At 43.2% G+C, this 24,867-nt stretch carries 29 protein-coding genes; 6 read left to right on the forward strand and 23 right to left on the reverse strand.

What is annotated here, in order from left to right; genetic code table 11:
* Positions 1–24 precede the first annotated feature (24 nt).
* The 10 genes from C1G49_RS00410 to ligA form a co-directional block, all read right to left on the reverse strand.
* Positions 25–441 (reverse strand): F0F1 ATP synthase subunit epsilon, encoded by a 417-nt coding sequence (locus tag C1G49_RS00410; protein WP_105106449.1) that lies wholly within the window; start codon positions 439–441, stop codon positions 25–27.
* A 10-nt stretch (positions 442–451) separates the two neighbouring features.
* Positions 452–1,858 (reverse strand): F0F1 ATP synthase subunit beta, encoded by a 1,407-nt coding sequence (gene atpD / locus C1G49_RS00415; protein ID WP_105124188.1) that lies wholly within the window; start codon positions 1,856–1,858, stop codon positions 452–454.
* A gap of 19 nt (positions 1,859–1,877) precedes the next feature.
* Positions 1,878–2,756, reverse strand: a complete 879-nt coding sequence (locus C1G49_RS00420; RefSeq protein WP_105124189.1) for a F0F1 ATP synthase subunit gamma — start codon at positions 2,754–2,756, stop codon at positions 1,878–1,880.
* Positions 2,757–2,767: 11 nt separating this feature from the next.
* The gene (atpA, locus tag C1G49_RS00425) at positions 2,768–4,288 is read right to left on the reverse strand and encodes a F0F1 ATP synthase subunit alpha (RefSeq protein ID WP_161942060.1); all 1,521 of its coding nucleotides are present in this window, start codon (positions 4,286–4,288) and stop codon (positions 2,768–2,770) included.
* A 3-nt stretch (positions 4,289–4,291) separates the two neighbouring features.
* Positions 4,292–4,825 carry a F0F1 ATP synthase subunit delta gene (locus tag C1G49_RS00430; protein ID WP_105113939.1) on the reverse strand — a complete coding sequence of 178 codons (534 nt, stop codon included), beginning with the start codon at positions 4,823–4,825 and terminating at the stop codon, positions 4,292–4,294.
* Positions 4,826–5,332 carry a F0F1 ATP synthase subunit B gene (gene atpF, locus C1G49_RS00435; RefSeq protein WP_105124191.1) on the reverse strand — a complete coding sequence of 169 codons (507 nt, stop codon included), beginning with the start codon at positions 5,330–5,332 and terminating at the stop codon, positions 4,826–4,828.
* A gap of 17 nt (positions 5,333–5,349) precedes the next feature.
* Complete coding sequence (gene atpB, locus C1G49_RS00440; RefSeq protein ID WP_105124192.1) at positions 5,350–6,066, reverse strand: F0F1 ATP synthase subunit A; 717 nt, start codon at positions 6,064–6,066, stop codon at positions 5,350–5,352.
* Positions 6,067–6,102: 36 nt separating this feature from the next.
* Complete coding sequence (locus tag C1G49_RS00445) at positions 6,103–6,303, reverse strand: F0F1 ATP synthase subunit C (RefSeq protein WP_105109681.1); 201 nt, start codon at positions 6,301–6,303, stop codon at positions 6,103–6,105.
* Positions 6,304–6,442: 139 nt separating this feature from the next.
* Positions 6,443–7,483, reverse strand: a complete 1,041-nt coding sequence (locus tag C1G49_RS00450; RefSeq protein WP_105124193.1) for a diacylglycerol kinase family lipid kinase — start codon at positions 7,481–7,483, stop codon at positions 6,443–6,445.
* A gap of 10 nt (positions 7,484–7,493) precedes the next feature.
* A complete protein-coding gene (gene ligA, locus C1G49_RS00455) occupies positions 7,494–9,452 on the reverse strand; it encodes an NAD-dependent DNA ligase LigA (protein WP_105124194.1) in 1,959 nt (652 codons plus the stop codon).
* A gap of 125 nt (positions 9,453–9,577) precedes the next feature.
* On the opposite strand from ligA, the gene C1G49_RS11130 reads away from it, so the two are divergent.
* From C1G49_RS11130 to C1G49_RS00480, 6 genes are all read left to right on the forward strand, one after another.
* Positions 9,578–9,715, forward strand: a complete 138-nt coding sequence (locus C1G49_RS11130; protein ID WP_193433988.1) for an SPJ_0845 family protein — start codon at positions 9,578–9,580, stop codon at positions 9,713–9,715.
* Positions 9,716–9,717: 2 nt separating this feature from the next.
* Complete coding sequence (locus C1G49_RS00460; protein ID WP_105124195.1) at positions 9,718–10,623, forward strand: permease; 906 nt, start codon at positions 9,718–9,720, stop codon at positions 10,621–10,623.
* Positions 10,620–11,435: a TIGR03943 family putative permease subunit gene (locus C1G49_RS00465; RefSeq protein WP_105124196.1), complete on the forward strand. Its 816-nt coding sequence runs from the start codon at positions 10,620–10,622 to the stop codon at positions 11,433–11,435. The genes C1G49_RS00460 and C1G49_RS00465 overlap by 4 nt, the downstream gene beginning before the upstream one ends.
* Before the next feature lie 79 nt (positions 11,436–11,514).
* On the forward strand, positions 11,515–13,002 hold the full coding sequence (zwf, locus tag C1G49_RS00470) for a glucose-6-phosphate dehydrogenase (protein ID WP_105124197.1): 1,488 nt from the start codon (positions 11,515–11,517) through the stop codon (positions 13,000–13,002).
* 42 nt (positions 13,003–13,044) lie between these two features.
* Complete coding sequence (locus C1G49_RS00475) at positions 13,045–13,719, forward strand: DNA alkylation repair protein (protein WP_105124198.1); 675 nt, start codon at positions 13,045–13,047, stop codon at positions 13,717–13,719.
* 1 nt (position 13,720) lies between these two features.
* Positions 13,721–14,278 (forward strand): GNAT family N-acetyltransferase, encoded by a 558-nt coding sequence (locus C1G49_RS00480; RefSeq protein ID WP_105124199.1) that lies wholly within the window; start codon positions 13,721–13,723, stop codon positions 14,276–14,278.
* A 24-nt stretch (positions 14,279–14,302) separates the two neighbouring features.
* On the opposite strand, the gene ftsY is transcribed toward C1G49_RS00480, so the two are convergent.
* From ftsY to upp, 13 genes are all read right to left on the reverse strand, one after another.
* Complete coding sequence (gene ftsY / locus C1G49_RS00485) at positions 14,303–15,568, reverse strand: signal recognition particle-docking protein FtsY (protein ID WP_105124200.1); 1,266 nt, start codon at positions 15,566–15,568, stop codon at positions 14,303–14,305.
* Between the two features lies 1 nt (position 15,569).
* Entirely contained in the window at positions 15,570–16,382 is an 813-nt protein-coding gene (locus C1G49_RS00490) for a Cof-type HAD-IIB family hydrolase (protein ID WP_105124201.1), read from the reverse strand.
* Positions 16,372–17,184, reverse strand: coding sequence for a Cof-type HAD-IIB family hydrolase (locus C1G49_RS00495; RefSeq protein WP_238595819.1), 813 nt, complete (start codon positions 17,182–17,184; stop codon positions 16,372–16,374). The genes C1G49_RS00490 and C1G49_RS00495 overlap by 11 nt, the downstream gene beginning before the upstream one ends.
* A gap of 134 nt (positions 17,185–17,318) precedes the next feature.
* On the reverse strand, positions 17,319–17,684 hold the full coding sequence (locus C1G49_RS00500; RefSeq protein WP_105124202.1) for a glyoxalase: 366 nt from the start codon (positions 17,682–17,684) through the stop codon (positions 17,319–17,321).
* 34 nt (positions 17,685–17,718) lie between these two features.
* Positions 17,719–18,012, reverse strand: coding sequence for a LapA family protein (locus C1G49_RS00505; RefSeq protein ID WP_105124203.1), 294 nt, complete (start codon positions 18,010–18,012; stop codon positions 17,719–17,721).
* Between the two features lie 273 nt (positions 18,013–18,285).
* Positions 18,286–18,996, reverse strand: a complete 711-nt coding sequence (locus C1G49_RS00510) for an ABC transporter ATP-binding protein (RefSeq protein ID WP_002937288.1) — start codon at positions 18,994–18,996, stop codon at positions 18,286–18,288.
* The gene (locus C1G49_RS00515) at positions 18,996–19,760 is read right to left on the reverse strand and encodes an ABC transporter ATP-binding protein (protein WP_105107888.1); all 765 of its coding nucleotides are present in this window, start codon (positions 19,758–19,760) and stop codon (positions 18,996–18,998) included. The genes C1G49_RS00510 and C1G49_RS00515 overlap by 1 nt, the downstream gene beginning before the upstream one ends.
* Positions 19,760–20,707, reverse strand: a complete 948-nt coding sequence (locus tag C1G49_RS00520; RefSeq protein WP_105124204.1) for a branched-chain amino acid ABC transporter permease — start codon at positions 20,705–20,707, stop codon at positions 19,760–19,762. The genes C1G49_RS00515 and C1G49_RS00520 overlap by 1 nt, the downstream gene beginning before the upstream one ends.
* 2 nt (positions 20,708–20,709) lie before the next feature.
* Entirely contained in the window at positions 20,710–21,597 is an 888-nt protein-coding gene (locus C1G49_RS00525) for a branched-chain amino acid ABC transporter permease (RefSeq protein ID WP_105118804.1), read from the reverse strand.
* A 162-nt stretch (positions 21,598–21,759) separates the two neighbouring features.
* Positions 21,760–22,929 carry an ABC transporter substrate-binding protein gene (locus C1G49_RS00530; protein ID WP_105124205.1) on the reverse strand — a complete coding sequence of 390 codons (1,170 nt, stop codon included), beginning with the start codon at positions 22,927–22,929 and terminating at the stop codon, positions 21,760–21,762.
* Positions 22,930–23,080: 151 nt separating this feature from the next.
* The gene (locus tag C1G49_RS00535; RefSeq protein WP_105124206.1) at positions 23,081–23,347 is read right to left on the reverse strand and encodes a DUF2129 domain-containing protein; all 267 of its coding nucleotides are present in this window, start codon (positions 23,345–23,347) and stop codon (positions 23,081–23,083) included.
* Between the two features lie 109 nt (positions 23,348–23,456).
* Entirely contained in the window at positions 23,457–24,047 is a 591-nt protein-coding gene (locus tag C1G49_RS00540; RefSeq protein WP_074389118.1) for an ATP-dependent Clp protease proteolytic subunit, read from the reverse strand.
* Between the two features lie 127 nt (positions 24,048–24,174).
* Positions 24,175–24,804 (reverse strand): uracil phosphoribosyltransferase, encoded by a 630-nt coding sequence (gene upp / locus C1G49_RS00545; protein WP_002937309.1) that lies wholly within the window; start codon positions 24,802–24,804, stop codon positions 24,175–24,177.
* Positions 24,805–24,867 lie beyond the last annotated feature (63 nt).

The following is a 24,867-nucleotide window of genomic DNA, read 5'->3' on the forward strand; positions in this document are numbered from 1 at the left end:
TCCAATCCCATCTCCTTTATTGTGTTAATGTTTACCAACTCGAATACGGTTAATGGCACGTTGGAGAGCAACTGTGGCACGTTTTTCCAAATCGGCATTGTGGGCATTATGAGCCTCTTCAAGCTCTCTTTCCGCACGCAACTTAGCCCGCTCTGCACGGCTAATATCGATATCCCGTTCACGCTCTGCCGAGTCAGAAATCACCGTAATCATATTCTTATTGATTTCAATGATACCACCGTTAACAGCAATCCAGTCCACGTGATTTTCATCATCTACACGACGGACCTTCATTTCATCGATTTCCAAAACGGCAATCAACTCTTCATGCCCAGGATAAATTCCCATCTCTCCTTCGACTGTCTTAACCAAAACAAAGGCTGCATGGTGGTCGTATTTCATTCCATCTGGTGTCACAATTTGAACAGTCATTTGTTCCATAAGCCACCTCTTAGAATCTCATTTTTGCAGCTTTTGCGACTACATCCTCAATCGAACCAACATTTCGGAAGGCATCTTCTGGCAGATGATCATGTTTACCATCCAAGATTTCCTTAAAGCCTTTTACCGTTTCAGCTACTGGCACATAGGAACCTGGCATACCTGTAAATTGCTCTGCAACGTTGAAGTTTTGAGACAGGAAGAATTGGATCCGACGGGCACGACCAACCAAGGTCTTCTCTTCATCAGACAATTCATCCATACCCAGGATGGCAATAATATCTTGCAATTCTTGGTAACGTTGAAGAACACGTTTTACTTCCATGGCTACTGCATAGTGCTCTTCACCAACGATTTGTGGAGAAAGGGCACGAGATGAGGACGCCAATGGATCCACCGCAGGGTAGATACCAAGCTGGGTCAACTTACGCTCCAAGTTGGTCGTAGAATCCAAGTGAGCGAAAGCTGTCGCTGGGGCAGGGTCAGTATAGTCATCCGCAGGCACGTAAATAGCCTGAATGGATGTAACCGAACCCTTCTTGGTTGAGGTAATCCGCTCCTGTAATTGACCCATCTCCGTCGCAAGTGTTGGTTGGTAACCAACGGCTGACGGCATACGCCCCAAGAGGGCAGATACTTCTGAACCAGCCTGCGTGAAACGGAAGATATTGTCGATGAAAAGAAGCACATCCTGACCTTCCACATCACGGAAGTATTCCGCAATGGTCAAACCAGTCAGAGCAACACGCATACGGGCACCTGGTGGCTCATTCATCTGACCAAATACCATGGCCGTTTTTTCAATAACACCTGATTCCTTCATTTCCCAATACAAGTCGTTCCCTTCACGAGTACGCTCACCAACACCGGTAAATACAGAAATACCACCGTGTTCTTGGGCAATGTTATGAATCAATTCTTGGATAAGAACGGTCTTACCAACACCGGCACCACCGAAGAGACCAACCTTACCACCTTTTAGATAAGGAGCCAAGAGGTCAATTACCTTGATACCTGTTTCCAAAATTTCGCTTGAAGTAGATAGTTCATCAAAAGCCGGTGCTTTCTTATGGATTGGCTCACGTTCAAAATCAGCTGGGAAAGGCTCATCAAGGTCAATGGTATCTCCCAAGACATTGAAGACACGCCCCAAGGTTTCCTTACCGACTGGAACAGAGATGGGACGACCTGTATCGAGAACTTCCATCCCACGTGTCAATCCATCCGTTGATTCCATGGCAATGGTCCGTACAACGCCATCACCAAGTTCCAAAGCAACTTCAAGCACAACTTTTTGCTTGGAATCATCATTTTTATATACAACGAGTGCGTTGTTAATCTCAGGAAGTTTATCTTCTGCTGCAAACGCAACGTCTACAACTGGTCCGACAACCTGAGTAATTTTGCCTGAACTCATTCTATTTCCTCTATTTCTATTACTCAAGGGCTGAGGCACCAGCTACAATCTCAGTAATTTCCTGAGTGATAGCTGCCTGACGAGCCCTATTGTATTGAATTGTCAAATCATTAATGACATTCTTAGCATTATCCGTTGCTGTCTGCATGGCCGTCATACCAGCCGCATTTTCAGCAGTTTTGGCATCCAAAATCGCTCCGTAAATGGTGGATTCTGCATATTGGGTCAACAATTGCTCCAGAATGACTTCACGGTTTGGCTCTAATTCAAAAGTAGATGTATAACCATCTGCTTCATTATGGTCCAAATCCTCAACAGGAAGCATCTGCTGGACACGCACCTGACTGGTCAAACTATTGACATGGTGGTTATAACAAACATACAACTCATCAAAGAGTTCATTCTTATACATTTCAACAGACTTAGAAATGATTTTTTGAACCTCTTCAAAGCTTGGGTTGTCCGCTAAACCTCGCAATTCAAAGACAGGATTGATACCACGAGCACGGAAGAAATCAGCTCCCATGCTACCAATGGCAATAATTTCATACTCCTCTTTTGAGTCATGGTCCTGTTCAATCATGCCCATCACAGCCTTCAAAATACTGGAATTATATGAACCTTTTAATCCACTGTCCGATGTGATGACAATATAACCAGATTTTTGAACTGGACGGCGAATCAGCATTGGATTGCTCGTATCTGATGCCATCAATTCTCCACGCAAGAGGTCCGTTGTAATCTGACGAACCTTGCTAGCGTAGATTTGAAAGGATTGCGCTAATTGCTCTGATTTGGCTAGTTTAGATGCCGAAACCATCTGCATGGCACCGGTGATTTGACTGGTTTTCTTAGTCGATGCAATTTTTGACTTGATTTCATTGAGAGAACCTGCCATCATTCACTCCTTTACTTAAAGACAGACTGGTCTTTGAAGGCTTGAATAGCAGCATTCAACTCATCTGTATCGGGAAGGTCTTTCGTCGTACGAATGACATCCAAAAGACTATCATAGTGCAAATCAAAATATGCGTATAGCTCTTCTTCAAATGCCAAAATGTCATCAATTGGCACTGAATCCAAGAAGCCATTTGTCAAAGCATATAAAATCAAGACCTGTTTTTCAACTGGAAGTGGCTTATGCAAGGGCTGTTTCAAAACTTCGACAGTACGACGACCACGGTTGAGTTTAGCCTGAGTAGCCGCATCCAAATCGGAACCAAATTGCGTAAAAGCTTCCAATTCACGATAAGATGCCAAGTCGATACGAAGGGTACCCGCAACCTTTTTCATAGCCTTGATTTGAGCCGAACCACCTACACGAGATACGGAAGAACCCGCATCAATGGCTGGACGGATACCAGAGTTGAACAAATCGTCCTTCAAGAAAATTTGTCCATCCGTGATTGAAATCACGTTAGTCGCTATATAGGCTGAAATATCACCTGCCTGGGTTTCGATAAATGGCAGAGCTGTAATCGATCCACCACCTAACTCATCTGAAACCTTGGCTGATCGCTCAAGCAAGCGGCTGTGCAAGTAGAATACATCACCTGGGTAGGCTTCACGACCTGGAGGACGACGAAGCAAGAGGGACAATTCACGATAGGCAACCGCCTGTTTTGACAAATCATCGTAGACAATCAAAACGTGCTTGCCTTCATACATGAACTCTTCTGCCATGGCAACGCCGGCATAAGGAGCCAAGAATAGCAATGGAGAAGGTTGAGAAGCAGATGCCGTCACGACGATTGTGTAATCCAAGGCACCATATTGGCGAAGGGTTTCAACCTGCGTACGAACTGTTGATTCTTTCTGACCAATGGCAACGTAGATACAAATCATATCCTTGCCTTTTTGGTTGAGAATAGCATCAATGGCTACAGATGTCTTCCCTGTCTGACGGTCACCGATGATCAATTCACGCTGACCTCGACCAATTGGAACCAAGGCATCAATAGCCTTCAGACCAGTTTGCAGCGGCTCATTTACTGATTTCCGTTGCATAACACCTGGCGCTGGGTACTCGATTGGACGGGTTTTAGTCGTACGAATGTCACCAAGACCATCCACTGGTTGCCCAAGTGGATTGATGACACGACCAATCAAGGCTGAGCCAACTGGCACTTCCATGATTTTACCAGTCCGACGAACAACAGAACCCTCACGGATATCTGTAAATTCACCAAGAATGATGATACCAACATCGTTGGTTTCTAAGTTTTGGGCCATACCAATGGTGCCATTTTCAAATACCAAAAGCTCTCCACTCATGGCATTGTCAAGACCTTGCGCACGGGCGATACCGTCACCAATGTAGGTTACGACACCAGTTTCTGTATAGTCAAAGTCAGGCTGAAAGCCTTCAATTTGTTGTTTTAGTAAAGCGCTAATTTCTTGTGCATTTATCAAAAGAACACCACTTTCTATTTTCTAAAGTTTTTTTCTAACATCCTTCAATTGTGTCCGAACACTTGCATCGATGACCTTGTGGTTAACACTCACAATGAAACCACCAAGTAGACTTTGGTCTAATTCTTCGATGATAGTTCGTACACGCAAGGAGAATCGTTCTTCCACTAACTGACGTAGTCGATCTTTTTGCACCTCAGTCAAGGGATAAACGGAAACCACATGGGCTTCAAATTCATTTTTAAATTTACTGATTTGTAAACGGACACGCTCTAGTGTTTCCAGTAGCAAGTCTGCATGCCCATCACGAATAATATCCTCAATCAAATCATTGATTTGCCAGAAACTTGATTGGCGAACGGTTCGTACGAATGCAGCTTTTTCCTCTCTTGATACCGTAGCAGACAACAAAAGACGATTAAGCTTGCTATCATGGATAATCGTAATCAATTCAGAAAGCTGGTCATACATTTCCCAAATTTCTGCATGATCACTGACTTTTTCAACAAATGATAGAGCGTATTTTTGCACAAGGGCATTTTCTCTAGCGTTCATCTACTTTTCTCCCAGCTTATCCAAATAACGATCAATCAAATTGCTGTGGGCTGCCTGGTCTAGGTCTTCTAAAATGATTTTACCTGCCAAATCAACAGCTAATTCAGCGACTTGAACACGCAAGTTTTCTTGGGCTTCACGCTTCTCAGCTTCGATTTCCATCTGCGCTTTTTGTTTCAAGCCTTGGATTTCAACTTCTGCCTGTTCAAGAAGTCGTTTTTTCTCTAGTTTCGCTCGCTCAATAGCGTCTTGAATGATTTTTTGTCCTTCAACACGACCTTGAACCAATTCCTGTTCCCGTTGTTGAACCAGGTTTGAAGCAGCAGTTAATTTTTCTTCTGCTGCATCAATATCATTGGCAATCTTATTGGCACGTTCTTCAAAAATACCTGTAATTCGGTCCCAAGCGAATACACGAATAAGGATAATCAATATCGCAAAAGAAGCCGTTACGAGAATAAAGTTTCCAAGAACAGTGCTAGATTGCATTGCTAAAATTGTTGCCATATTTTTCTTTCCCTTTCTTACTCACCATGACCGTGGATTTTTTTGTTCAAGTACATGGATACCAGCATGACAAATACATAGCCTTGCAAACATGAAATGAAGACAGAGAAGCCTGTCCAGACAATGTTTAGTGCAAATGCAACTGGATAAGCTACTGCACTTTGTTGCGATAGCTGTAAAAGAAGTGAAACCAAAACCTCACCTGCGTAAATATTACCGTACAAGCGCAAGGCAAGTGAAGCAAGGTTGGTAATTTCTTCTAAAATGTTCATCGGAGTCATTGCCAAAGGGGTCACAAAATCTTTCAGATATTGCTTAACCCCTCTACGGCGCATACCTTCGACATGACAAAAAACAGTTGCAATGGCTGCTAGTCCAAAATCGTAGGCCATGTTGGCTGTCGGAGATGTCCACAAATTATGACCTTCTGCTGTTTCCAACTTGGTCATCAAACCCAAGTTATTTGCTACCAAAAGAAAGGTGAAGACTGTGAAGAAGAACAAGGCGTACCTTCTAGCATCTTCATCTCCAAGATTTCCCTTAGTGAAATTGATGGTCAATTCGTACACGTACTCCAAAACATTCTGTTTTCCTTTTGGCTTCAGTTCCATTCGGCGACTAGCCCAAAAAACAAGTAAGAAAATAACGGAAATGGTTATGATAGAAACCAATACCATGGTCAGGTCAAAGGTTACGGGACCAAGGGTAAGGGTTGGACTTAAATGTTCTTCCAATGGAGGTTCCCCCCTTTTCTATTTCTCTATTTTCTACTATTTCAAGACAAACATCATAGCCAAGGTTACGAAGAACGTTCCCTCGATAAAGGCAACCCCCAAGAATACACCAGCCATTAACTTGCTTTGCATTTCTGGTTGACGTGCAGTCGAACTAAGGTAAGAAGCTACCAACAGTCCTTCACCAATACTTACACCAAGACAGGCCAAACCTAAAGCCAACGCGCCTAAATTCATAACGAATTCTCCTTTTAAAATTTAATACCATGTAAGGATACTCCTAAAACATCTATTTGTCAAGAAAATACCGCCTTTGAAAGCGTTTAATTCGCTATTGAAATAGAAAAAGAAAAGACCTGCTGTCTTTTCTTCCTATTTATATAGCAGAATCTATATGACTACTTTCTTCAATGAAACGTTTGGCCATATTTTCTCGATCGACCTGCTCCGTATCCAAGGTAATAGCCTCATCTGAAACCAAATCCGTATCCGCAAAAAATTCAATATGATTTTGAAGATTGTACAATTCAACTGGCGCATCTCCACCAAACTCTCCATCAAGATTGAGAAGAAGGCGGCTGTCGGAACTAAGGTTTTCGATAGATAAAGACCTTGTCTTGATATACTCAATTAAATCACTCTCGATATGCTTCCCACCATCTAAAACTTGACCAATTAACTGAAGGATTTCAAAGAGATTGCCTGTTTTTACCATTATCAGGGTAAAATTCCCATCATCCAACTTGGCATCTGGAACAATTTGCTCAAAACCACCAATAGAATTAGTTAAGGCGACAAATATCATGGAAATGGACCCTTCAAATACTCCCCCATCGTGCGTCACTCGTACAGGTGTAAATTGGACTTGTGGCAAAAGCTCCGCCCCCTTAACCACATAAGCCAAATAGCCAAACATGGTTTTGAGCTGACTTGGCACACTGTAGGTCAATTCTGTCAGAGTTCCTGCGGCAGCGATGTTAATGAAGTAATGTTCTTGATAAAGTCCATTTTTTTCATTCTTTGCCAAGCCAATATCCATCAAAATCGTCTGGTTTTTCCCAATCAGCTTGGCTGCTTCAATCGGGTTGCCACGAGGGACCTTGAGAGCACGCGCATAGTCATTGGTCGTTCCTGTTGGAATAATAGCCATCTTTGGTCTATTTTCAAGGGGAGCAATGCCGTTGACCACTTCATTGATGGTCCCATCTCCTCCTGCTGCGATGACTAGGTCAAAGCCCGCCTCCGCTGCTCTTTTCGCCTCATTCTTAGCAGAATCTTTTGCGGCCGTTGTCTGAAAAGCAGATGTTTCATAACCGAAACCTTCTAAAATTTCAAGTACGTCTGCCACATTTTTTTTCATGATTTCCTGACCTGAGGTAGGATTGTAAATCAATCTTGCTCGTTTGCGTTCTTCCATATCCTATTCCCTAAAGGCTTTCTAACCAAGCCTCATCTTTTATTTCAATTCCTAACTCTTGTGCCTTGGCCAATTTGCTTCCCGCGTCAGCTCCTGCGATGACTAAATTGGTCTTTTTGGAAACGGACCCTGCTACGTTGGCACCCAAAGCTTCTAGCTTAGCTTTGGCCTCGCCCCGCTTCATCCGTTCCAACTTACCAGTTAATACGACCGTAAGTCCAGACAAGGCAGCATTTTCATCCGCTACCTGTCCCAGATAAGCCAAGTTTACGGCATTTTCCTTAAGTTCAGCTAAAAGTTGCTGGGCACCTGAGCTGGCAAAGAAGCTGGTCAAGGACTTGGCTATTACCTGACCCAATCCTTCTAGGGAAGCAATTTCCTCCTGACTGGCTTGAGCTAGGGCTTCCAAGTCGCCAAAGTTTTCCAGCAAAATCTTGCTAGCCTTGCTACCGACATGGCGAATGCCCAATCCAAACAAGAGCCGTTCTGCTGAGTTGCTCTTAGAAGTTTGAATGGCTTGATAGAGCTTGTCAGCTGATTTTTCTTTGAAGCCTTCCAAGGTCAATAGGTCATCAACAGTTAATTTATAAATATCAGCAACATCGTGTACCAAGCCGGCTCCAAAGAGTTTTTCTACAATAGAAGATCCCAGACCTGCGATATTCATAGCATCACGGCTAGCAAAATGCTCCAACTTGCTCATCAACTGGCTTGGGCAAATGGGATTGATACAACGAAGGGCCACTTCATCTTCGTAATGCTGCAAGTCGCTCTGACAAGACGGACACTGGCTTGGAACAGGCATGACTTCTTGATCTTTTCGGTACTTGTCCACTACTTTCAGAACTGCTGGGATAATGTCCCCCGCCTTGTAGACAATGACCGTATCGCCAATACGAATGTCTTTTTCTGCAATGTAATCCACATTGTGCAGAGTGGCACGGCTAACAGTCGTGCCAGCTAACTGAACAGGGCTGAGGTTGGCTGTCGGCGTGACAACGCCTGTTCGGCCAACGGTCCAGTCAACTGATAGGATTTGCGCTTCTTTCTCCTCAGCTGGAAACTTGTAGGCCACTGCCCAACGAGGGGCCTTAACAGTAAATCCTAATTCCTCTTGGATAGCTAGGTCATTGACCTTAATCACGATACCGTCAATTTCATAGGGCAAATCTTCTCGCCGCTCTGCCATTTTTTCAATAAAAGCCCAAACATCGTCCATGCTGTCGGCCAACTGATAGCCGTGGTTGGTCACAAAGCCTAGACTATCCAGCTTTTCCAGTACTTGTGACTGGCTGGTCGCTTCAGACGGACTAGCCTCTTGGTAGAGGAAGGTAGCAAGACCACGCTGGGCCACAACTCCCGTATCCAGCTGGCGGAGGGTTCCTGCTGCTGCGTTTCGTGGATTGGCAAACTCTGCCTCACCTGCCTCCTGACGTTGTTGGTTGACGCGGTCAAAAGAGGCTTTGGGCATATAGCACTCGCCACGGACAGTAATATCAACTGCTTGAGGTAAGGTCAGGGGAATATCCGCCACACGCTTGAGGTTTTCCGTGATATTCTCACCGACACTGCCATCGCCACGGGTTGCTCCAACGACCAGGTTACCCGCTTCATAGGTAAGGGAAATGGACAGGCCGTCAATCTTGAGTTCGCAGATGTAGGTCGCCTGTGGAAATTCCTTACGAACACGTTGGTCAAAGGCATCCAATTCTTCACGTGAAAAGGCATCCTGCAAGCTAAAAAGAGGATAGACATGGGAGTATTTTTCAAAGCCGTCTAAAATCTTACCTCCCACACGATGGGTAGGACTATTTTGCAAAACCAATTCTGGATGGGCTGTTTCCAGTTCCACCAATTCTCGATAGAGTTTGTCGTATTCGGCATCAGACACGCTTGGTTTGTCTGTGCGATAGTATTCGTCGGCATATTTGTTAAGTAAGTCTACTAATTCTGATATTCTTTTTTCCATAAGACAATTATACCACGACTTAAGATGGCAACTGAAGATTTTAGTTTTGAATTAGGTTAGGAAATTTTAGATACATTTGAGCAAAAAAGGGTATAATAGATATATAAAATTTTGGGAGGTGCCTCATGGCTATTACATATAAACGACAAGACGATTTGGAAAAAATGCTGGAAGAATTTGCATCCTTTGACAAACTCGAAGAAGTTGAGTTTCCAGACCCAACAAACACTGAAAAAAATAAGCAGAAAGTTGACGATAAGTAAGGATGTTTGGATTTGAGCAACTGCCCTCTTCTGTTTTACAGGCGGGGGCTATTTTCCTGTCAATTATCATTGAAGCCCTGCCCTTTGTTCTGATAGGTGCAGTTATTTCTGGTTTCATTGAGGTCTTTATCACACCTGAAAAGGTGGTCAGATTTCTACCTAAGAATACCTTTTTAGCCATCCTCTTCGGGACCTTTCTGGGCTTTGTGTTTCCTTCTTGCGAATGTGGGATAGTCCCTATTGTGAATAGGCTCTTAGAAAAAAAGGTGCCTAGCTATACTGCTATTCCATTTCTAGTGACGGCTCCCCTTATCAATCCCATTGTCCTTTTTGCAACCTATACTGCGTTTGGAAATTCTTGGCTCCTTGCCACCTATCGTGTTCTAGGATCTATCTTGGTCGCACTCGTCCTTGGTCTGGTTCTTGGCTTTTTGGACAAAGAACCGATTAAAAACCAACAGACTACCTGCCAACCGACTCATGATTTTTCAGATAAAACCAACTGGCAAAAAGTCGGACTAGCTTTTATTCATGCCATTGATGAATTTTTCGATACAGGTCGATACTTGGTCTTTGGTTGCCTCTTTGCTAGTTTAGTACAGGTCTATGTTCCAACAGCTATCTTGACTTCGATTGCTCACAGCCCTCTATCAGCTATCTTGCTCATGATGGGACTTGCCTTTCTGCTCTCCCTTTGTTCTGAAGCAGATGCCTTTATCGGTGCATCTTTTCTATCCAGCTTTGGTCTAGCTCCCGTCATGGCCTTCCTTGTCATTGGACCAATGGTAGATGTCAAAAATCTGCTCATGATGAAGCGTTACTTCACAGGTAAATTTATTCTGAGCTTCGTTACTATTACTTTCCTGGTTATCCTTGGCTACTGCATCATTCTAGGAGGGCTTGTATGATTCGATTTTTAATTCTCGCAGCTTATTTTGAAATGACTATGTACCTCTATGTATCAGGCAAACTAGACCAGTATATCAATCTGCACTACACCTATCTAGCCTATCTGTCTATGATACTTTCCTTTATCCTAGCCATAGTTCAACTCTATGTCTGGGTAAAAAACATTGAAACACATAGTCATTTGACAAAAAAATCAGCCAAATTTGCTAGTATGTTTCTCCTAATCCTCCCGCTTACAGTTGCCTGGCTCTTTCCAACAGTTAGCTTAGATGCTACTTCTGTGGCGGCTAAAGGCTATCATTTCCCCCTAGCTGCTGAAAATGACACAGCTACTCAGGCTCAGGAGGGGACCAGCGTCCAATACCTCAAGCCTGATACATCCATCTATTTTACAAAGTCAATTTACCAATCTGAGATGCGCGCAATAGCAGACCACTATTTAGCTCAAGATGAAATAGAGGTGACAAGTGATAATTACATGGAGGTCATGGAGGCAATCTATGACTATCCCAATGAATTTGCCGGTAAAACAATTGAAATGGTCGGTTTCGTTTATAATGACCCAGACAAGACTGACCAGCAATTTCTCTTCCGTTTTGGTATTATTCATTGTATCGCCGATTCTGGTGTCTATGGTCTACTCTCTACAGGAGCTTCTCAGACTTTTCCTGACAACAGCTGGGTCAAGGCCAGTGGAAAAATTAAGATTGCTTACCATCATTCCTTAAAACAAAGCCTGCCGACACTGGAACTGGAGCAAATAGAAGAAATCCAGCAACCTGAAAATCCCTACGTTTATAGAGTATTTTAGAAAAATGAAGTCATAAAGTGAATTTTCTGACAATTTATGCTATAATGAGATTTATACTCAATAGAATAGGAAAGAATTTATGTCATCACATGTATTGTTTACCATTTTTGGTGCTAGTGGCGACTTAGCCAAACGCAAGCTATATCCATCACTTTTCCGTCTGTACAAGGCGGGACATATCAAAGAAAACTTTGCTGTTATTGGAACAGCTCGCAGACCCTGGACCAAGGAATTTTTTGAGCAAACTGTCATTGAATCACTAGGAGATTTGCCCGACACACCACGTCAGGCTCATGAATTTGCAAGTCATTTCTACTACCAAAGCCATGATGTCAACGATACGGAGCATTATGTAGCCCTTCGAAAATTACAAGATGACTTGTGTGAAAAGTACGATACCCAACACAACAAGGTCTTCTTCTTATCCATGGCACCTGAATTCTTCGGAACCATTGCCAAACACCTCAAGTCTGAGAAGATCGTTGACGGACAAGGTTTTGAGCGTTTGATTATCGAAAAACCTTTTGGAACAAGCCTTGCAACTGCAAGCAAACTCAATGATGAATTGGCTGCTGCCTTCGAGGAAGACCAAATCTACCGTATCGACCATTATCTTGGTAAGGAAATGGTGCAAAACATCTTCGCTGTCCGCTTTGCCAATATTATATTTGAACATATCTGGAACCGCGATTACATTGACAATGTCCAAATCACTTTCGCTGAGGCGATTGGGGTTGAGGACCGTGGTGGCTACTACGATAACTCTGGTGCTTTAAAAGATATGGTTCAAAACCATGCACTTCAAGTCCTTTCTCTCTTGGCAATGGATAAGCCAGCCAGCTTCAAAGAGGAAGATGTCCGTGCGGAGAAAATCAAGGTCTTCCAACACCTTCGTCAGCCTTCTGATGAGGACCTCAAACGCAACTTCATCCGTGGTCAATATGCAGCAGGTTCCATCGACGGAAAAGACTATGTTAGCTACTTGGATGAACCAAATATTGCCGAAGGTTCTCAGACAGAAACCTTTGCAGGAGGTGTCTTCTTCGTTGATACTGACCGTTTCCGTGATGTACCTTTCTTCTTCCGTACAGGTAAACGCCTGACAGAAAAGGGCACGCGCGTGACCATCACTTTCAAACACGCGGAAGATATTTTTGGACAACCTTCCGAGGCCAACGTATTGACCATCTTCATCCAACCAACAGAAGGCTTTATGCTCTCTATCAATGGTAAGGAAGTTGGTTCCCACTTCGCTCTTACTCCTGCCAAACTCAACTTCCGCCACAATGCAACGGCACTTGGTAATTCACCTGAAGCCTACGAGAAACTATTTTTCGATGTGCTAAATGGTGATTCTACCAACTTTAGCCATTGGGAAGAAGTTAAGGCAAGCTGGAGCTTGATTGACCGCATTGTTGATTTGTGGGCAAGCAACCAAGTCCCACTCCACACCTATCCAGCTGGAAGCATGGGACCACAAGCAGCCTTTGATTTGCTAGAAAGCTACGGTTGTAAGTGGGTATGGACTCCGGATGTCTGGTACCGTGAACGTGGCTTATTGAAATAAAATAGAAAAACTGGAGCAATCCAGTTTTTTTGGGAGATATTTATGACTGAATTAAAAACCATTCTCACCCAACTTGAAGCAGCCAGCCATGCTGGCACCCTCAAGCGTTATGAAAAAATTGGCGAAACCAAGCCCTATTACGGCGTTCCAATGGGAGCAATTTCTGGTATCGCCAAGGCCTATAAAAATCGACTGGACTTGTTTGCCCCACTCTGGCAAACAGGTATTTTAGAAGCTCAATACCTAGCTATTCAACTGGCTAAGACTAAGCCAGACCAGCTTCCCCAAGCTGACCTAGAAAACTGCCTCAATGAAGAGGTTTCTGTCAATGTCTTAGACAAGCTGGCTTCTATCATTCTCAGCAAACGCAAGGATAGCAAAGACTGGGAAGAATACTTACTCATCAAAGACCAAGCTATTTTTCAGCGACTTGGCTGGTTCCTCCGCGCCAAATACTTTGCGGGTAAAACGGCTTCAAATCAAGAAATTGAAGAAACTCTAGAACATATTCGCCTGCATTTACAAACCGTAGACCCACAGGTTCAATGGACCATGAACCAATGCTTGGTGGAGATTGCCGTTGCCTATCCTGACTATCTGGAGCAAGGTCTTGCAATCGGTCAGGAATTGGCAGTCTATGCGGATATGAAGGTGCCAAAAGGCTGTACTTCTGCCTATGCTCCCGACTGGATTGAGGCATTATTGAGGAGGAAATGAGATGCAACATAAAGGAACTCAGGTATTAGAAACAGAACGTCTGATTTTACGCCCTTTTCAAGCAACAGATGTTGAGTCCGTTTTCCAAAACTGGACTTCAGATGAAAAGGTCACCACTTATCTGACCTGGCCAACTCATCAGACACTCCAAGATACGGCAGACTATGTCCAGTTCTGTCTTCAATCCTATTCACAAGAAAAAGCATACAGGTGGGCTATTGAACTCAAAGAAAGTCAGCAACCCATTGGTGATATTTCCGTCGTCAATATGGATGAACGAGTACAGGCTGCTGAATTGGGCTGGGTGTTGGGCAGTCAATGGTGGGGACAGAACTATATGCCCGAAGCCCTTGAAGCAGTCACTCACTTTCTGCTGGAAGAAGTTGGTTGTTTACGGATTACGGCTGTCCACGATAGTGAAAATCGCCCTTCTGGTCGTGTCATGGAAAAAGTCGGCATGACCTATGAAGGTACCCTTCGACAAGCTGCTCGAAATAATCGTGGTATTGTGGACATCGCCATTTATTCACTACTGCATACAGATAGAAAAAGTCGCTAGTTCATTGAACTAACGACTTTTTTTCTATAGCAATCCTTCCAAGAGCCCACGCATGAACTCTTCAGACTTGAATTCTCCGATGTCATCGATTTTCTCACCAAAACCAATTAGTTTAACTGGAATATCTAGTTCCTGACGAATAGCAAGAACGACGCCACCCTTGGCTGTACCGTCTAGCTTGGTCAAAACAAGACCTGTCAATGGAGTAATTTTTGCAAATTCCTTGGCTTGACTAAGGGCGTTTTGTCCTGTCGAGGCATCTAGTGCTAAGAGGGTTTCATGCGGTGCATCAGGAAGTGTTCGTTTAATGATACGGCCAATTTTTTCCAGCTCTGCCATAAGGTTATCTTTATTCTGCAAACGACCTGCTGTGTCAATCATGAGAATGTCCACGCCTTCTGCCACGGCACGTTTGACCCCGTCAAAGACCACACTGGCTGGGTCTGACTTTTCAGGACCAGTCACTACTGGCACATCGACACGGCGACCCCACTCGACCAGCTGGGCTACCGCACCCGCACGGAAGGTGTCCGCTGCGACCAACATGACCTTTTTGCCAGCCTGCTTGTACTTGTAGGCCAACTTACCGATAGAGGTCGTCTTCCCAACACCGTTGACACCCACAAAGAGCATGACGGTCAAATCCTCTTGAAAATTGATTTGCTCGCTGAAATGGCCATCTTTTTCGTAAATATCCACCAATTTTTCGATGATAACCCGACGGAGTTCATCTGTCTTCTTGGCATTTTGTAGCTTGGCTTCATAGCGGAGCTCCTCTGTCAGCGTAGAGGCAACCTGCACACCTACGTCTGACAAAATCAGCATTTCTTCCAACTCTTCGAAAAATTCTTCATCAACCGAACGGAAATTGGCAAAGAATTCATTGAGCCTTGCCCCAAAGCCTGTACGCGTCTTTTTCAAGGTCCGCTGGTACTTATCCTGCTCGCTCTCCTGCTCTACTTGTACAACTTCCTCAACAGGCTCTTCCTTGACCTTGGTTTGAATAGCAGGGTCAAAGCCTTGTTCCTGCGCTTCCTTCACTCGAGCCGCAGCAGCTTCCTTGGCTGCATAATACTGAGCCATCATGTCTAGCGTCCGTTGTTTTTGAGCTTCTTGCTCGGCCGTCAAGTCAGTAGGTGCTGGACTGTCCTGTTCGTGACTAATTGGTTCTGTGTCAGATATTTCAGCGCCCTCGCCAGTAACCAACTGTTCTACTTCAATTTCCTCAACAACTTCTTCTCTAGGCTCTTCTTGAGCCTTTTGTCCAAACAATCGATCGAATAATCCCATACTAGCCCTCGTTCAATACATAGTGTTCAACTGCCCAGGCAATGCCATCTTCATCATTGGTCTTAGGCAAGACTACCTTGGCGGCAGCTTTTATCTCATCTGTGGCATTAGCCATAGCAACACCCAGGCCAGCCCATTCAATCATAGAAAGGTCATTGCCTTCATCGCCACAGGCCATGACTTCTGACTGGTCAATTCCTAGATGTCCAATCAACTTGGCCAAACCATTTGCCTTGTGGACACCCTTAGGGCTCCACTCTAGCAAGATATCACGCGATTTGAAAATCTCAAAACGCTCGTGCAGTTCCGCAGGAATTTTTGGAATTTGTGCATCCAGAAAAGCCGCATCTACTGCTGATACTGCCTTATTATACACAAAGTCTTCCGGCAATTCTTCATCTGTCACCTTAATTCTATTCAAAAGCGGGTTGGCAGTTAAATAGAGGGACTCATGGGTAGCTGGTAGCGAATAGACATCCCCACCATAGACTGCATCAAGTGGCAAATCTAGCTCATTGGTCACCTGACGAATGGCACGAACCTCCTCGACAGTAAAGCCAACCTTATCCAAAATCCGACCTGTATTTTCCTGAACCAGACCACCATTAAAGGTAATGGAGTACTGCCCCTCACCAAGCAAATCCAATTCCTCTAAGAAGGTTCCGATAGCTTGCAAGGGACGGCCTGTCGTCAGAACTACATAAACTCCACGCTCACGCGCTGCCTGCAAGGCTTTCTTATTTGCCTCTGAAATCCGTTTATCTGATGTCAGCAGCGTTCCGTCCAAATCTAGTGCAATCAACTTAATTGCCATTTACTAATTCCTCCATGTAGGCCAATACGGCCTCTTCGTTACAATGTCCAATCACCAAATCCGCTTGCGACTTGACCTCATCAATCGCATTTGCCGTTGCAACAGAAAATGCTGCCAGTTTCATCATTTCAAGATCGTTTTGGTTGTCCCCAAAGGCAATCAAATCCTTTCCAGACAAGCCAAGGTGCTTACATAAATGAGAAAGACCAATTCCCTTATGCACACCTGACAAGATAATATCAATCGATGTAAAACCAGTAGTCACTGCCGTCAGTTGTTGAAAATGGTGGTTTATCCAGTCCTGTGCTTCAGCACGAATTGCCTCATCAATATAAAGATTTAATTTAATGATGTCCTCAGAAATATCCTCAAAGCTTGGAAGCAAGACAATGTCTTGGTAATAGTCAGATAGGACTTGATATAGCTCATCTTCCACCGTATCCAGCATATAGCAGGCCTTCAAACCAGATAGGGTAATATGTTGGGATTGAACATAGCCACTCTTAACCAGTTCATCCACTAAAGATAAATAGGTTTTTGGCTGAATGGGGTCATCCATATAAATCATTTGATTTCTATAAAGAACGACCGCCCCATTTTCTGCAACCAGGGCAATATCATCTAAGAAATCCTCGAACAAAAGCTTTAAACCGGGCAGAGAGCGACCGCTTGCCGCTACAAACAGATAGCCTTTGGCTTTAAATTGCTCAAGTAAGCGGCGGAAACGCTCCTTGTCAAAATGATGGTCCTCTCGTAGAAAGGTTCCATCCATGTCCGTAGCAATTATTTTATGATACATCATACCACTTCCCCTCATTTCTTCCATTATACCATAGTTCCATCTAATTTCGAACCTTTCCTACAAAGTTCCTTTGCTTCACCAATCATTTTCTGCAAATGAAAAACCAGTGCTGTTTCACTGGCTTCTGTTATGAATTAACCCTTGACCGCAAAGTAATGACCGCTTGGGCTTGCAAAGTTAAAGTTAGGGAATGGTTCTGCATTGACAGGACTGCAAGTATCCGTCAAACCTGCAATACGTGCTTGAAGCCCATCAATGTCATCCGTTTCAAACAGGATACTTGGCTTCATATCAATCACTTCTGGTGATACCTGACGAATGAACTCATTTGCATAAACTGTTATGGTCGTCGTTGCCTCTGGATGCGGCTTCATGTCAAATGTTTCATACCCCATCATCTCAGCTTCATTGAAAATGGTAAAACCAGCAGCTGTCCAGAACTCCTTCTCAGCACCAACATCATCCACATAAAACATCAAGCCAAATTCTTTAGTAAACATCATTTCTCCTTCAATTTAGCAGGCAACCTTTGCCTTACTTACTTTGTTCTACCTTAGCAGCATTCTCTATGCTCGGTAGAACAGGTATTTCTGATAATTCCTTTTTCAAACTTTTGATTTCGCTCTTCAAAGATAAGTGCTTGGTCAGGCCAAGTAGGTACTGAATTGCCATACCCAGCAAGAGTGAGCCAATCATGACCAAAATCAAGGGCATTCTAAATTGTCCCAATAGATAATTGACAACAACCTCTTGACGATTGGCCAAAGAAAGAACCACCGTCAAAATAATGACAATCACTAACCCAATAAGCAATAATTTTCTTTTCATTCCAACTCCTTCTCTTTCTATGACAGTCTAGCATAAGAAGGCAAACATAGCAAGGGAGAGGGCTTATTTAAAAATACCACTCTGGACAAATTGATTGCCGGCGTTTCTCATCGCTAACCTAAAAAGGTCCAAAAAATGAATAAAAGGAAAGACCGTCTGCCGACGGTCCCTATTTCCGACCTAAAACAACCCGTCAGGGTTGGGGACAAAGAAAAAGCCTCGAAAGACTTTTTCTTTTCCTATTTCCAACCTAAAAAGGTCCCCCGGACCTTTTTAGCCACCCAGATATGCTTTTTTAACTTCTTCTGAGGCGAGGAGTTCTTTTCCTGTTCCTGAGAGGACGACTTTTCCTGTTTCTAGGACGTAGCCGCGGTCTGCGATGGCAAGGGCTTTGTTGGCGTTTTGTTCAATCAAGAGAACGGTTGTTCCTTGTTTTTGGATATCTTGGATGATATCAAAAATTTCTTGAATGAAGATTGGCGCCAAGCCCATTGATGGCTCATCTAGGAGCAAGAGTTTTGGTTGGCTCATCAATGCACGTCCCATGGCAAGCATCTGCTGCTCACCACCTGAAAGTGTGGCAGCATCTTGGTTCTTCCGCTCTTCTAAACGCGGAAAACGCGCAAAGATTTTTTTCAAGTTAGCTTGGTTTTCTTCACGGTTATTGCGAAGGAAGGCACCCATTTCCAAGTTTTCCATAACAGTCAAGCCTGCGAAAACATGACGACCTTCTGGAACTTGTGACAAGCCATCCGCTACGATTTTACGGGCAGGAACTTTTTGAATTTCATTTCCAAGGAAAGAAATCGTTCCAGCTGATGGACGGACAAGTCCCGAAATGGTACGAAGGATAGAGGTTTTACCAGCACCATTGGCACCAATTAAGGTTACAACTTCTCCCTCGTTGACCTCGAAACTGACATCTTTTACAGCCTCGATAACGCCATAGTTGACGGAAAGATTTTTAACTTCTAACATTGCCATTATGCTTCACCTCCAAGGTAGGCTTCAATTACACGCTTGTTATTGCGAATTTCTTCAGGAGTACCGTGGGCAATCAGACGACCGTATTCCAATACATAGATACGCTCCGTCACTTCCATAACCAAGCTCATATCGTGTTCAATCAAGATAATGGTGATACCAAATTCTTCCTTAATTTTACGGATGAGTTGGGTCAATTCTGCCGTTTCTTGCGGGTTCATACCAGCCGCTGGCTCATCCAAGAAAAGAATTTTCGGATCGGTCGCAAGGGCGCGAACGATTTCCAAACGACGTTGTTGACCGTAAGGAAGGTTCTTGGCCAGCGTATCCGCATCGCCATCCAAATCGAAAATTTTCAAGAGGTCAATCGCCTTGTTTTTCAACTCTTCTTCATTTTTGTAGAAGGCAGGCAAACGAAGAAAACTTGCCAAGACTTCTGCTTTACCATGATTACCAAGACCAATCAAGACATTTTCCAAAACTGTCATGTTTTTAAACAAACGGATGTTTTGGAAGGTACGACCAAGTCCAAGAGATGCTATTTTAGAAGGAGCCTTACCATTCAAAATAGTACCAGCAAGGGAGATTGTTCCCTCACTTGGCTCATAAACACCTGTCAAAAGGTTGAAAAGGGTTGTCTTACCAGCACCGTTAGGACCGATAAGACCGACCAATTCACCCTCATGAAGTTCCATGGTCACATCACCAACGGCAGTCAAACCACCGAAGTTTTTGGTTAAATTTTTTACTTCTAGCAATGCCATTACTTAACCTCCTTCTTCTTGAGCAGAGCTGCCACGCTAAATTCCTTAGTTCCCAACAAACCACCTGGACGGAAAATCATCAAGAGGATAAGGGCCAATGAGTAGATAATCATGGCAATGTCTGAGTAGCTCTTGAGAAATACGTTCAAGATACCAAGTACAATCGCTGCTACAAAGGTACCTGTGATAGAGCCCAAACCACCCAATACGATGATGATCAAAACGTTAACAGATGTCATGAAAGCGAAGTCTTTAGGAACGATGGTACCTACATAACCTGCATGAAGACCACCTGCAATAGCCGCTGTCATAGCACCGAATACAAAGGCAGATACCTTGACAAAGGTAGGATTAACACCAACTGATTCTGCCGCGATTTCGTCTTCACGAACAGAAATAGTTGCACGTCCCATAGGACTACGCAAGAAGTTTACCGTTACAAGAGTTGTGATAATCACAAAAATGTAAACCAAAGGCCAGCTAGTAAAGAGAGGAATAGACATGATACCAGCCGCACCGTTTGTTACAGTACCACCATTGATAATCAAAATACGGATAATCTCAGCAACACCAAGGGTCGCAATGGCAAGGTAGTCACCTTTCAAACGAAGGGTTGGCAGACCAACCAAGAGGGCAACAGCGCCCGCAAGCAACATACCAACAAGCAAGGCGATGGCGAAGCCACCATAAGTTGGCATCATCTTACCAAGAATACCCACTGCGTAAGCACCAATGGCCATGAAACCAGCATGACCTAGAGAAAACTGACCTGAGAAACCAACAATGAGGTTTAGACCCACAGCCAAGATAATTTGAATTCCGATTTGTTGTACAATCTGAATATAGTAGAAGTTAAGAATACCAGCTGCAACTAAGCCTTGAATAAGACCAAAACCAGCCAATAAGATAGCCAACCAGATTGCATTCACTTTAAGATTTTGCTTCATGGTTACACCTTCTCTTTCACGTTCTTACCAAGGATACCACTTGGACGAACCAAGAGGATGACAATCAATACTGTATACACAATTGCATCGCGGAAGGTATCCAAACCAATCACATAGGTAAATGTTTCAATAATACCGATAACGAAACCACCCAGAGCAGCACCAGGAATAATACCGATACCACCAAGTACCGCTGCTACGAAGGCCTTCAAACCAGGAGTCATACCCATCAAAGGCTCGATTTGGTTGTAGTAAAGACCAAGGAGAACACCTGCAGCACCAGCAAGTGCTGAACCCAGCGCAAATGTAAAGCTAATAGTACGGTTTACGTTAATCCCCATCAATTGCGCCGCATCGCTATCCACTGAAACAGCACGCATGGCTTTACCCATCTTGGTACGTTTTACAATCAATTGCAGAGCAACCATCAAGGTCAAGGCTACTCCTAGGATAATCAACTGGATATTGGTCACTGAAACTGGACCAAGATTGAAGGTCACGGCCTCCATAGCTTGTGGAAAGGCTTTTACATCAGCTGAAAATAATTTAATCATTCCATATTCTAAGAAGAAGGAAACACCGATGGCTGTAATCAAGGCCGCAATACGGGTTGAATTTCTCAATGGACGATAGGCCAAGAATTCAATGACCACACCAAGAGTAGCTGTTCCAACCATTGCCAAGACTAAGGCAACAAAGAAACGGAGGCTACCATCTGCAATAAAGGTTAAATTATTCAATAGGAAGTAACCCATAAAGGCTCCCATCATGTAGAGGTCCCCGTGGGCAAAGTTAATCAGTCTGATAATTCCGTACACCATGGTATAACCAAGGGCCAAAAGGGCATATACAGAACCAAGAATCAAACCGTTGACAAGTTGTTGAAGCATAGGTTCACCAATCTTTCTAAATATTTTTCAAGCTCAATAAGCATTGTTACATTATACAAAATTTTCTGAAAATAGGCAAGTTTTATTATATTTTTTAATCTTTTAAAAATAGGCTAGTCAATTCAAGGGAAAAAGAGGGAAATTCCCTCTTTAACTTGCTTATTATTCTGCTGAAATTGTATCAACTGATGTCTGCTCTCCATCTGTCAAACCAACAATGTAAACTGATTTCACAACATTGTGCTCTGCATCAACTGACATAGTACCTGTTACACCTTCGAAATCTTTCAAAGCTGCAAGGTTGTCTTTAAGAGCTTTTGAATCTGCTGCGCCTTCTGCTGCTTTTGCTGTCATATAAACTGCATCATAAGCAAGGGCTGCAAACATATTTGGCTCTTCGTTGTATTCTTTCTTATAAGCTTCGCTGAAAGCTTTCGCTTTATCACTAGCTGATGTTACATAACCTGAAAGGTAGTAAACGTTTGTTGCTGCTGAAGCAGTTGCCAATTCAGTGAACTGTGGTGAGTCGAAACCATCTGAACCAAGGACTGGTTGGGTGATACCTAGACCACGTGCTTGTTTAACGATTGTACCAGTTTCATTGTAGTAACCTGGCATAACAATAGCATCAAACTCAGCATCTTTCAATTTAGTCAAAGCTGCTTGGAAATCTTTATCGCCTGAAGCAAATGTGATTTCAGAAACGATTTCACCTGCGTAAGCTTTCTTGAAGGCTTCTGCTACACCCTTACCATAGTCAGAAGAGTTATCATAGTAAAGAACAACTTTCTTAGCTGACATGTTTTCTGTCGCATACTTAGCCATTACTTGACCTTGGTATCCATCTGTAAAGGTTGCACGGAAGAAGTAGTCTTGTACTTCACCTTTGTCATTTACAACCAAGTTTGTTTGTGTACCAGAAGGTGTAATCATTGGAACACCTGCTGACGTCAAAGCAGGAATAGAAGCTGCTGCTGCACCAGATGTTGCAGGACCAATCACAATGTTAGCTCCTTCACTTGCCAAACTAGTTGCAACAGTTGCCGCTTCTGCAGTTTCAGATTTGTTATCTTTAGTGATGACTTCAATCTGCTTACCACCGATACCACCAGCTGCATTGATTTCTTTAACGGCAAGGTTAGCACCTTTTTCTTCATTCTGACCATATGATGATACAGCGCCAGATAATTCCAAGTTATAACCAATCTTGAAAGTATCACCGATAGCAGCACCTTGTGCTGAGCTATTTGTTGATGAAACGGTACCACAGGCAGCAAGTAGGGCTGCTGAGGCAAAGGTAGCAAGTGCTACTGCAAATTTTCTTGTTTTCATGAAAACTCCTTAAATCTTTCTTAAATTTTGCGATGTATCTAATATACTGAATTATCAGAAAATTGTCAACAAAAAAAGAAAAATTTTAAAAAAAATATTTTTCCACAAAAAAGCGAGTAGACCCAACCTTGACTACTCACTTATTTCACCATTAAATAATTGGTTCCTCTTCCCGCCACAAGCTACCAACGAAATTTTGATCTAGCTCCTTAATATAGGAAGGAAGAACCTTCTTAACAAATTTTTCCTTTTTTAATTTTTGGATGATAAGCTCAGACTGATCCTTATCCATATAAATCAGGACATAACGCAATTTCTTTGAATGATAATGAATATCTCCGTACTGATTTAGTTTTCTAGCATCTCGATTGTAATGCAAATACACAGTCAGGCAGGTCCGTTCTCTCTTCTCAAACATGATTTCTCCTCTAAAACTTCTCTTGTTTTATTATACCTTTTTCAGAGGAAAATGAAAAGGTCAAACTTAGCGGAATGAAAAAAGGAGGCTCAAACGCCTCCTCATCAACTTATTTGGCTTTGGTATTGTCCATAATTTGGTCAATGAAGCCGTATGCAAGAGTTTCTTCTGCAGTCATCCAATAATCACGCTCTGCATCCTTGTGGATTTGCTTCACAGTCTTACCAGAATTGTCAGCCAAGATTTTTTCTAGCTTATTACGTGTTTTTAATAGGTGTTCTGCAGCGATGGCCATGTCTGTTTGTTGAGTACCACCACCAGTTCCACCCATTGGCTGGTGAATCATGTATTCTGCATTTGGCAACATGAACCGTTTGCCTTTGGCACCGCTTGAGGCAATAATGGTTCCCATGCTGGCTGCTGTTCCCATAACGATGGTTTGCACATCAGCCTTGATAAAGTTCATGGTGTCCACAATAGCAAGACCTGCTGACACAGAACCACCTGGCGTATTGACATAGAGATAGATATCCTTCGTTGGATCTTGGGCATCAAGGAAAAGCAACTGGGCAATGATAGAGTTTGCCATATTGTCCTCAACTGGTCCTGTCAACATGATAATGCGATCTTTTAGCAAACGTGAGTAAATATCATACGAACGTTCCCCACGGCTAGTTTGTTCAATAACTACTGGAATCATACGAATCCTCCTTTATTTCAATAACAAGTATGAACCCATTATATAGAATTAGTCAAAATTGGTCAAATAAAAACCACGATTTTCACAGTTGAAAAAAGAAACCAGCTAAGCTGATTTCTCCATTCGATTATTTTGTACCGAACAAGCGGTCACCAGCATCTCCAAGACCTGGAACGATATAGCCTTTTTCGTTGAGTTTTTCATCCAAGGCAGCAGTGTAGATGTCAATATCTGGATGAGCTTCTTGAAGAGCTTTCACACCTTCTGGAGCTGAAACAAGAGCAACAAATTTGATATTTGAAGCACCACGTTTTTTCAAAGAATCCACTGCAAGGATCGCCGAACCACCTGTGGCAAGCATTGGGTCAACGACAAAAATATGACGTTGGTCAATGTCTTCTGGCAATTTTACAAGGTACTCAACTGGTTGAAGGGTTTCTTCATCGCGGTACATACCAATGTGACCAACCTTAGCAGCGGGTACAAGGCTAAGTAGACCGTCAACCATACCCACACCTGCACGAAGAATGGGCACAATAGCCAATTTTTTACCTGCAATTTGCTTTTGAACCGTTTTGGTAATCGGTGTTTCAATTTCCACATCTTCCAGTGGCAAGTCACGCAAGACTTCGTAACCCATAAGCATGGCGATTTCATTTACCAACTCACGAAAATCCTTTGTAGAAGTCGATGTGCGACGAAGGATAGACAACTTGTGCTGAATGAGCGGGTGGGAAATGACTTGGAATTTACCCATGATGATAAAACCTCTCTTTTTTGTTTTTTCTATTTTACCAAAAAATCATGAAAAAAGCATGGG

It is taken from the genome of Streptococcus suis (assembly GCF_002960625.1).
GTDB classification, from domain to species: domain Bacteria; phylum Bacillota; class Bacilli; order Lactobacillales; family Streptococcaceae; genus Streptococcus; species Streptococcus suis_T.

Bases quoted from the DNA above. Each gene is read 5' to 3' on its own strand.
- C1G49_RS00515 (WP_105107888.1), bottom strand. From the start codon at position 19,760: ATGGCATTGCTAGAAGTAAAAAATTTAACCAAAAACTTCGGTGGTTTG.
- atpD (WP_105124188.1), bottom strand. From the start codon at position 1,858: ATGAGTTCAGGCAAAATTACTCAGGTTGTCGGACCAGTTGTAGACGTT.
- C1G49_RS00510 (WP_002937288.1), bottom strand. From the start codon at position 18,996: ATGGCAATGTTAGAAGTTAAAAATCTTTCCGTCAACTATGGCGTTATC.
- ligA (WP_105124194.1), bottom strand. From the start codon at position 9,452: ATGGAAAAAAGAATATCAGAATTAGTAGACTTACTTAACAAATATGCC.
- C1G49_RS00450 (WP_105124193.1), bottom strand. From the start codon at position 7,483: ATGGAAGAACGCAAACGAGCAAGATTGATTTACAATCCTACCTCAGGT.
- C1G49_RS00525 (WP_105118804.1), bottom strand. From the start codon at position 21,597: ATGCTTCAACAACTTGTCAACGGTTTGATTCTTGGTTCTGTATATGCC.
- C1G49_RS00505 (WP_105124203.1), bottom strand. From the start codon at position 18,012: ATGAAAAGAAAATTATTGCTTATTGGGTTAGTGATTGTCATTATTTTG.
- upp (WP_002937309.1), bottom strand. From the start codon at position 24,804: ATGGGTAAATTCCAAGTCATTTCCCACCCGCTCATTCAGCACAAGTTG.
- zwf (WP_105124197.1), top strand. From the start codon at position 11,515: ATGTCATCACATGTATTGTTTACCATTTTTGGTGCTAGTGGCGACTTA.
- ftsY (WP_105124200.1), bottom strand. From the start codon at position 15,568: ATGGGATTATTCGATCGATTGTTTGGACAAAAGGCTCAAGAAGAGCCT.
- C1G49_RS11130 (WP_193433988.1), top strand. From the start codon at position 9,578: ATGGCTATTACATATAAACGACAAGACGATTTGGAAAAAATGCTGGAA.
- C1G49_RS00430 (WP_105113939.1), bottom strand. From the start codon at position 4,825: ATGAACGCTAGAGAAAATGCCCTTGTGCAAAAATACGCTCTATCATTT.
- C1G49_RS00445 (WP_105109681.1), bottom strand. From the start codon at position 6,303: ATGAATTTAGGCGCGTTGGCTTTAGGTTTGGCCTGTCTTGGTGTAAGT.
- C1G49_RS00480 (WP_105124199.1), top strand. From the start codon at position 13,721: ATGCAACATAAAGGAACTCAGGTATTAGAAACAGAACGTCTGATTTTA.
- C1G49_RS00495 (WP_238595819.1), bottom strand. From the start codon at position 17,184: ATGATGTATCATAAAATAATTGCTACGGACATGGATGGAACCTTTCTA.
- C1G49_RS00540 (WP_074389118.1), bottom strand. From the start codon at position 24,047: ATGATTCCAGTAGTTATTGAACAAACTAGCCGTGGGGAACGTTCGTAT.
- C1G49_RS00535 (WP_105124206.1), bottom strand. From the start codon at position 23,347: ATGTTTGAGAAGAGAGAACGGACCTGCCTGACTGTGTATTTGCATTAC.
- C1G49_RS00490 (WP_105124201.1), bottom strand. From the start codon at position 16,382: ATGGCAATTAAGTTGATTGCACTAGATTTGGACGGAACGCTGCTGACA.
- C1G49_RS00460 (WP_105124195.1), top strand. From the start codon at position 9,718: ATGTTTGGATTTGAGCAACTGCCCTCTTCTGTTTTACAGGCGGGGGCT.
- atpF (WP_105124191.1), bottom strand. From the start codon at position 5,332: ATGGCAACAATTTTAGCAATGCAATCTAGCACTGTTCTTGGAAACTTT.
- C1G49_RS00530 (WP_105124205.1), bottom strand. From the start codon at position 22,929: ATGAAAACAAGAAAATTTGCAGTAGCACTTGCTACCTTTGCCTCAGCA.
- C1G49_RS00500 (WP_105124202.1), bottom strand. From the start codon at position 17,684: ATGTTTACTAAAGAATTTGGCTTGATGTTTTATGTGGATGATGTTGGT.
- C1G49_RS00410 (WP_105106449.1), bottom strand. From the start codon at position 441: ATGGAACAAATGACTGTTCAAATTGTGACACCAGATGGAATGAAATAC.
- C1G49_RS00465 (WP_105124196.1), top strand. From the start codon at position 10,620: ATGATTCGATTTTTAATTCTCGCAGCTTATTTTGAAATGACTATGTAC.
- C1G49_RS00475 (WP_105124198.1), top strand. From the start codon at position 13,045: ATGACTGAATTAAAAACCATTCTCACCCAACTTGAAGCAGCCAGCCAT.
- C1G49_RS00520 (WP_105124204.1), bottom strand. From the start codon at position 20,707: ATGAAGCAAAATCTTAAAGTGAATGCAATCTGGTTGGCTATCTTATTG.
- C1G49_RS00420 (WP_105124189.1), bottom strand. From the start codon at position 2,756: ATGGCAGGTTCTCTCAATGAAATCAAGTCAAAAATTGCATCGACTAAG.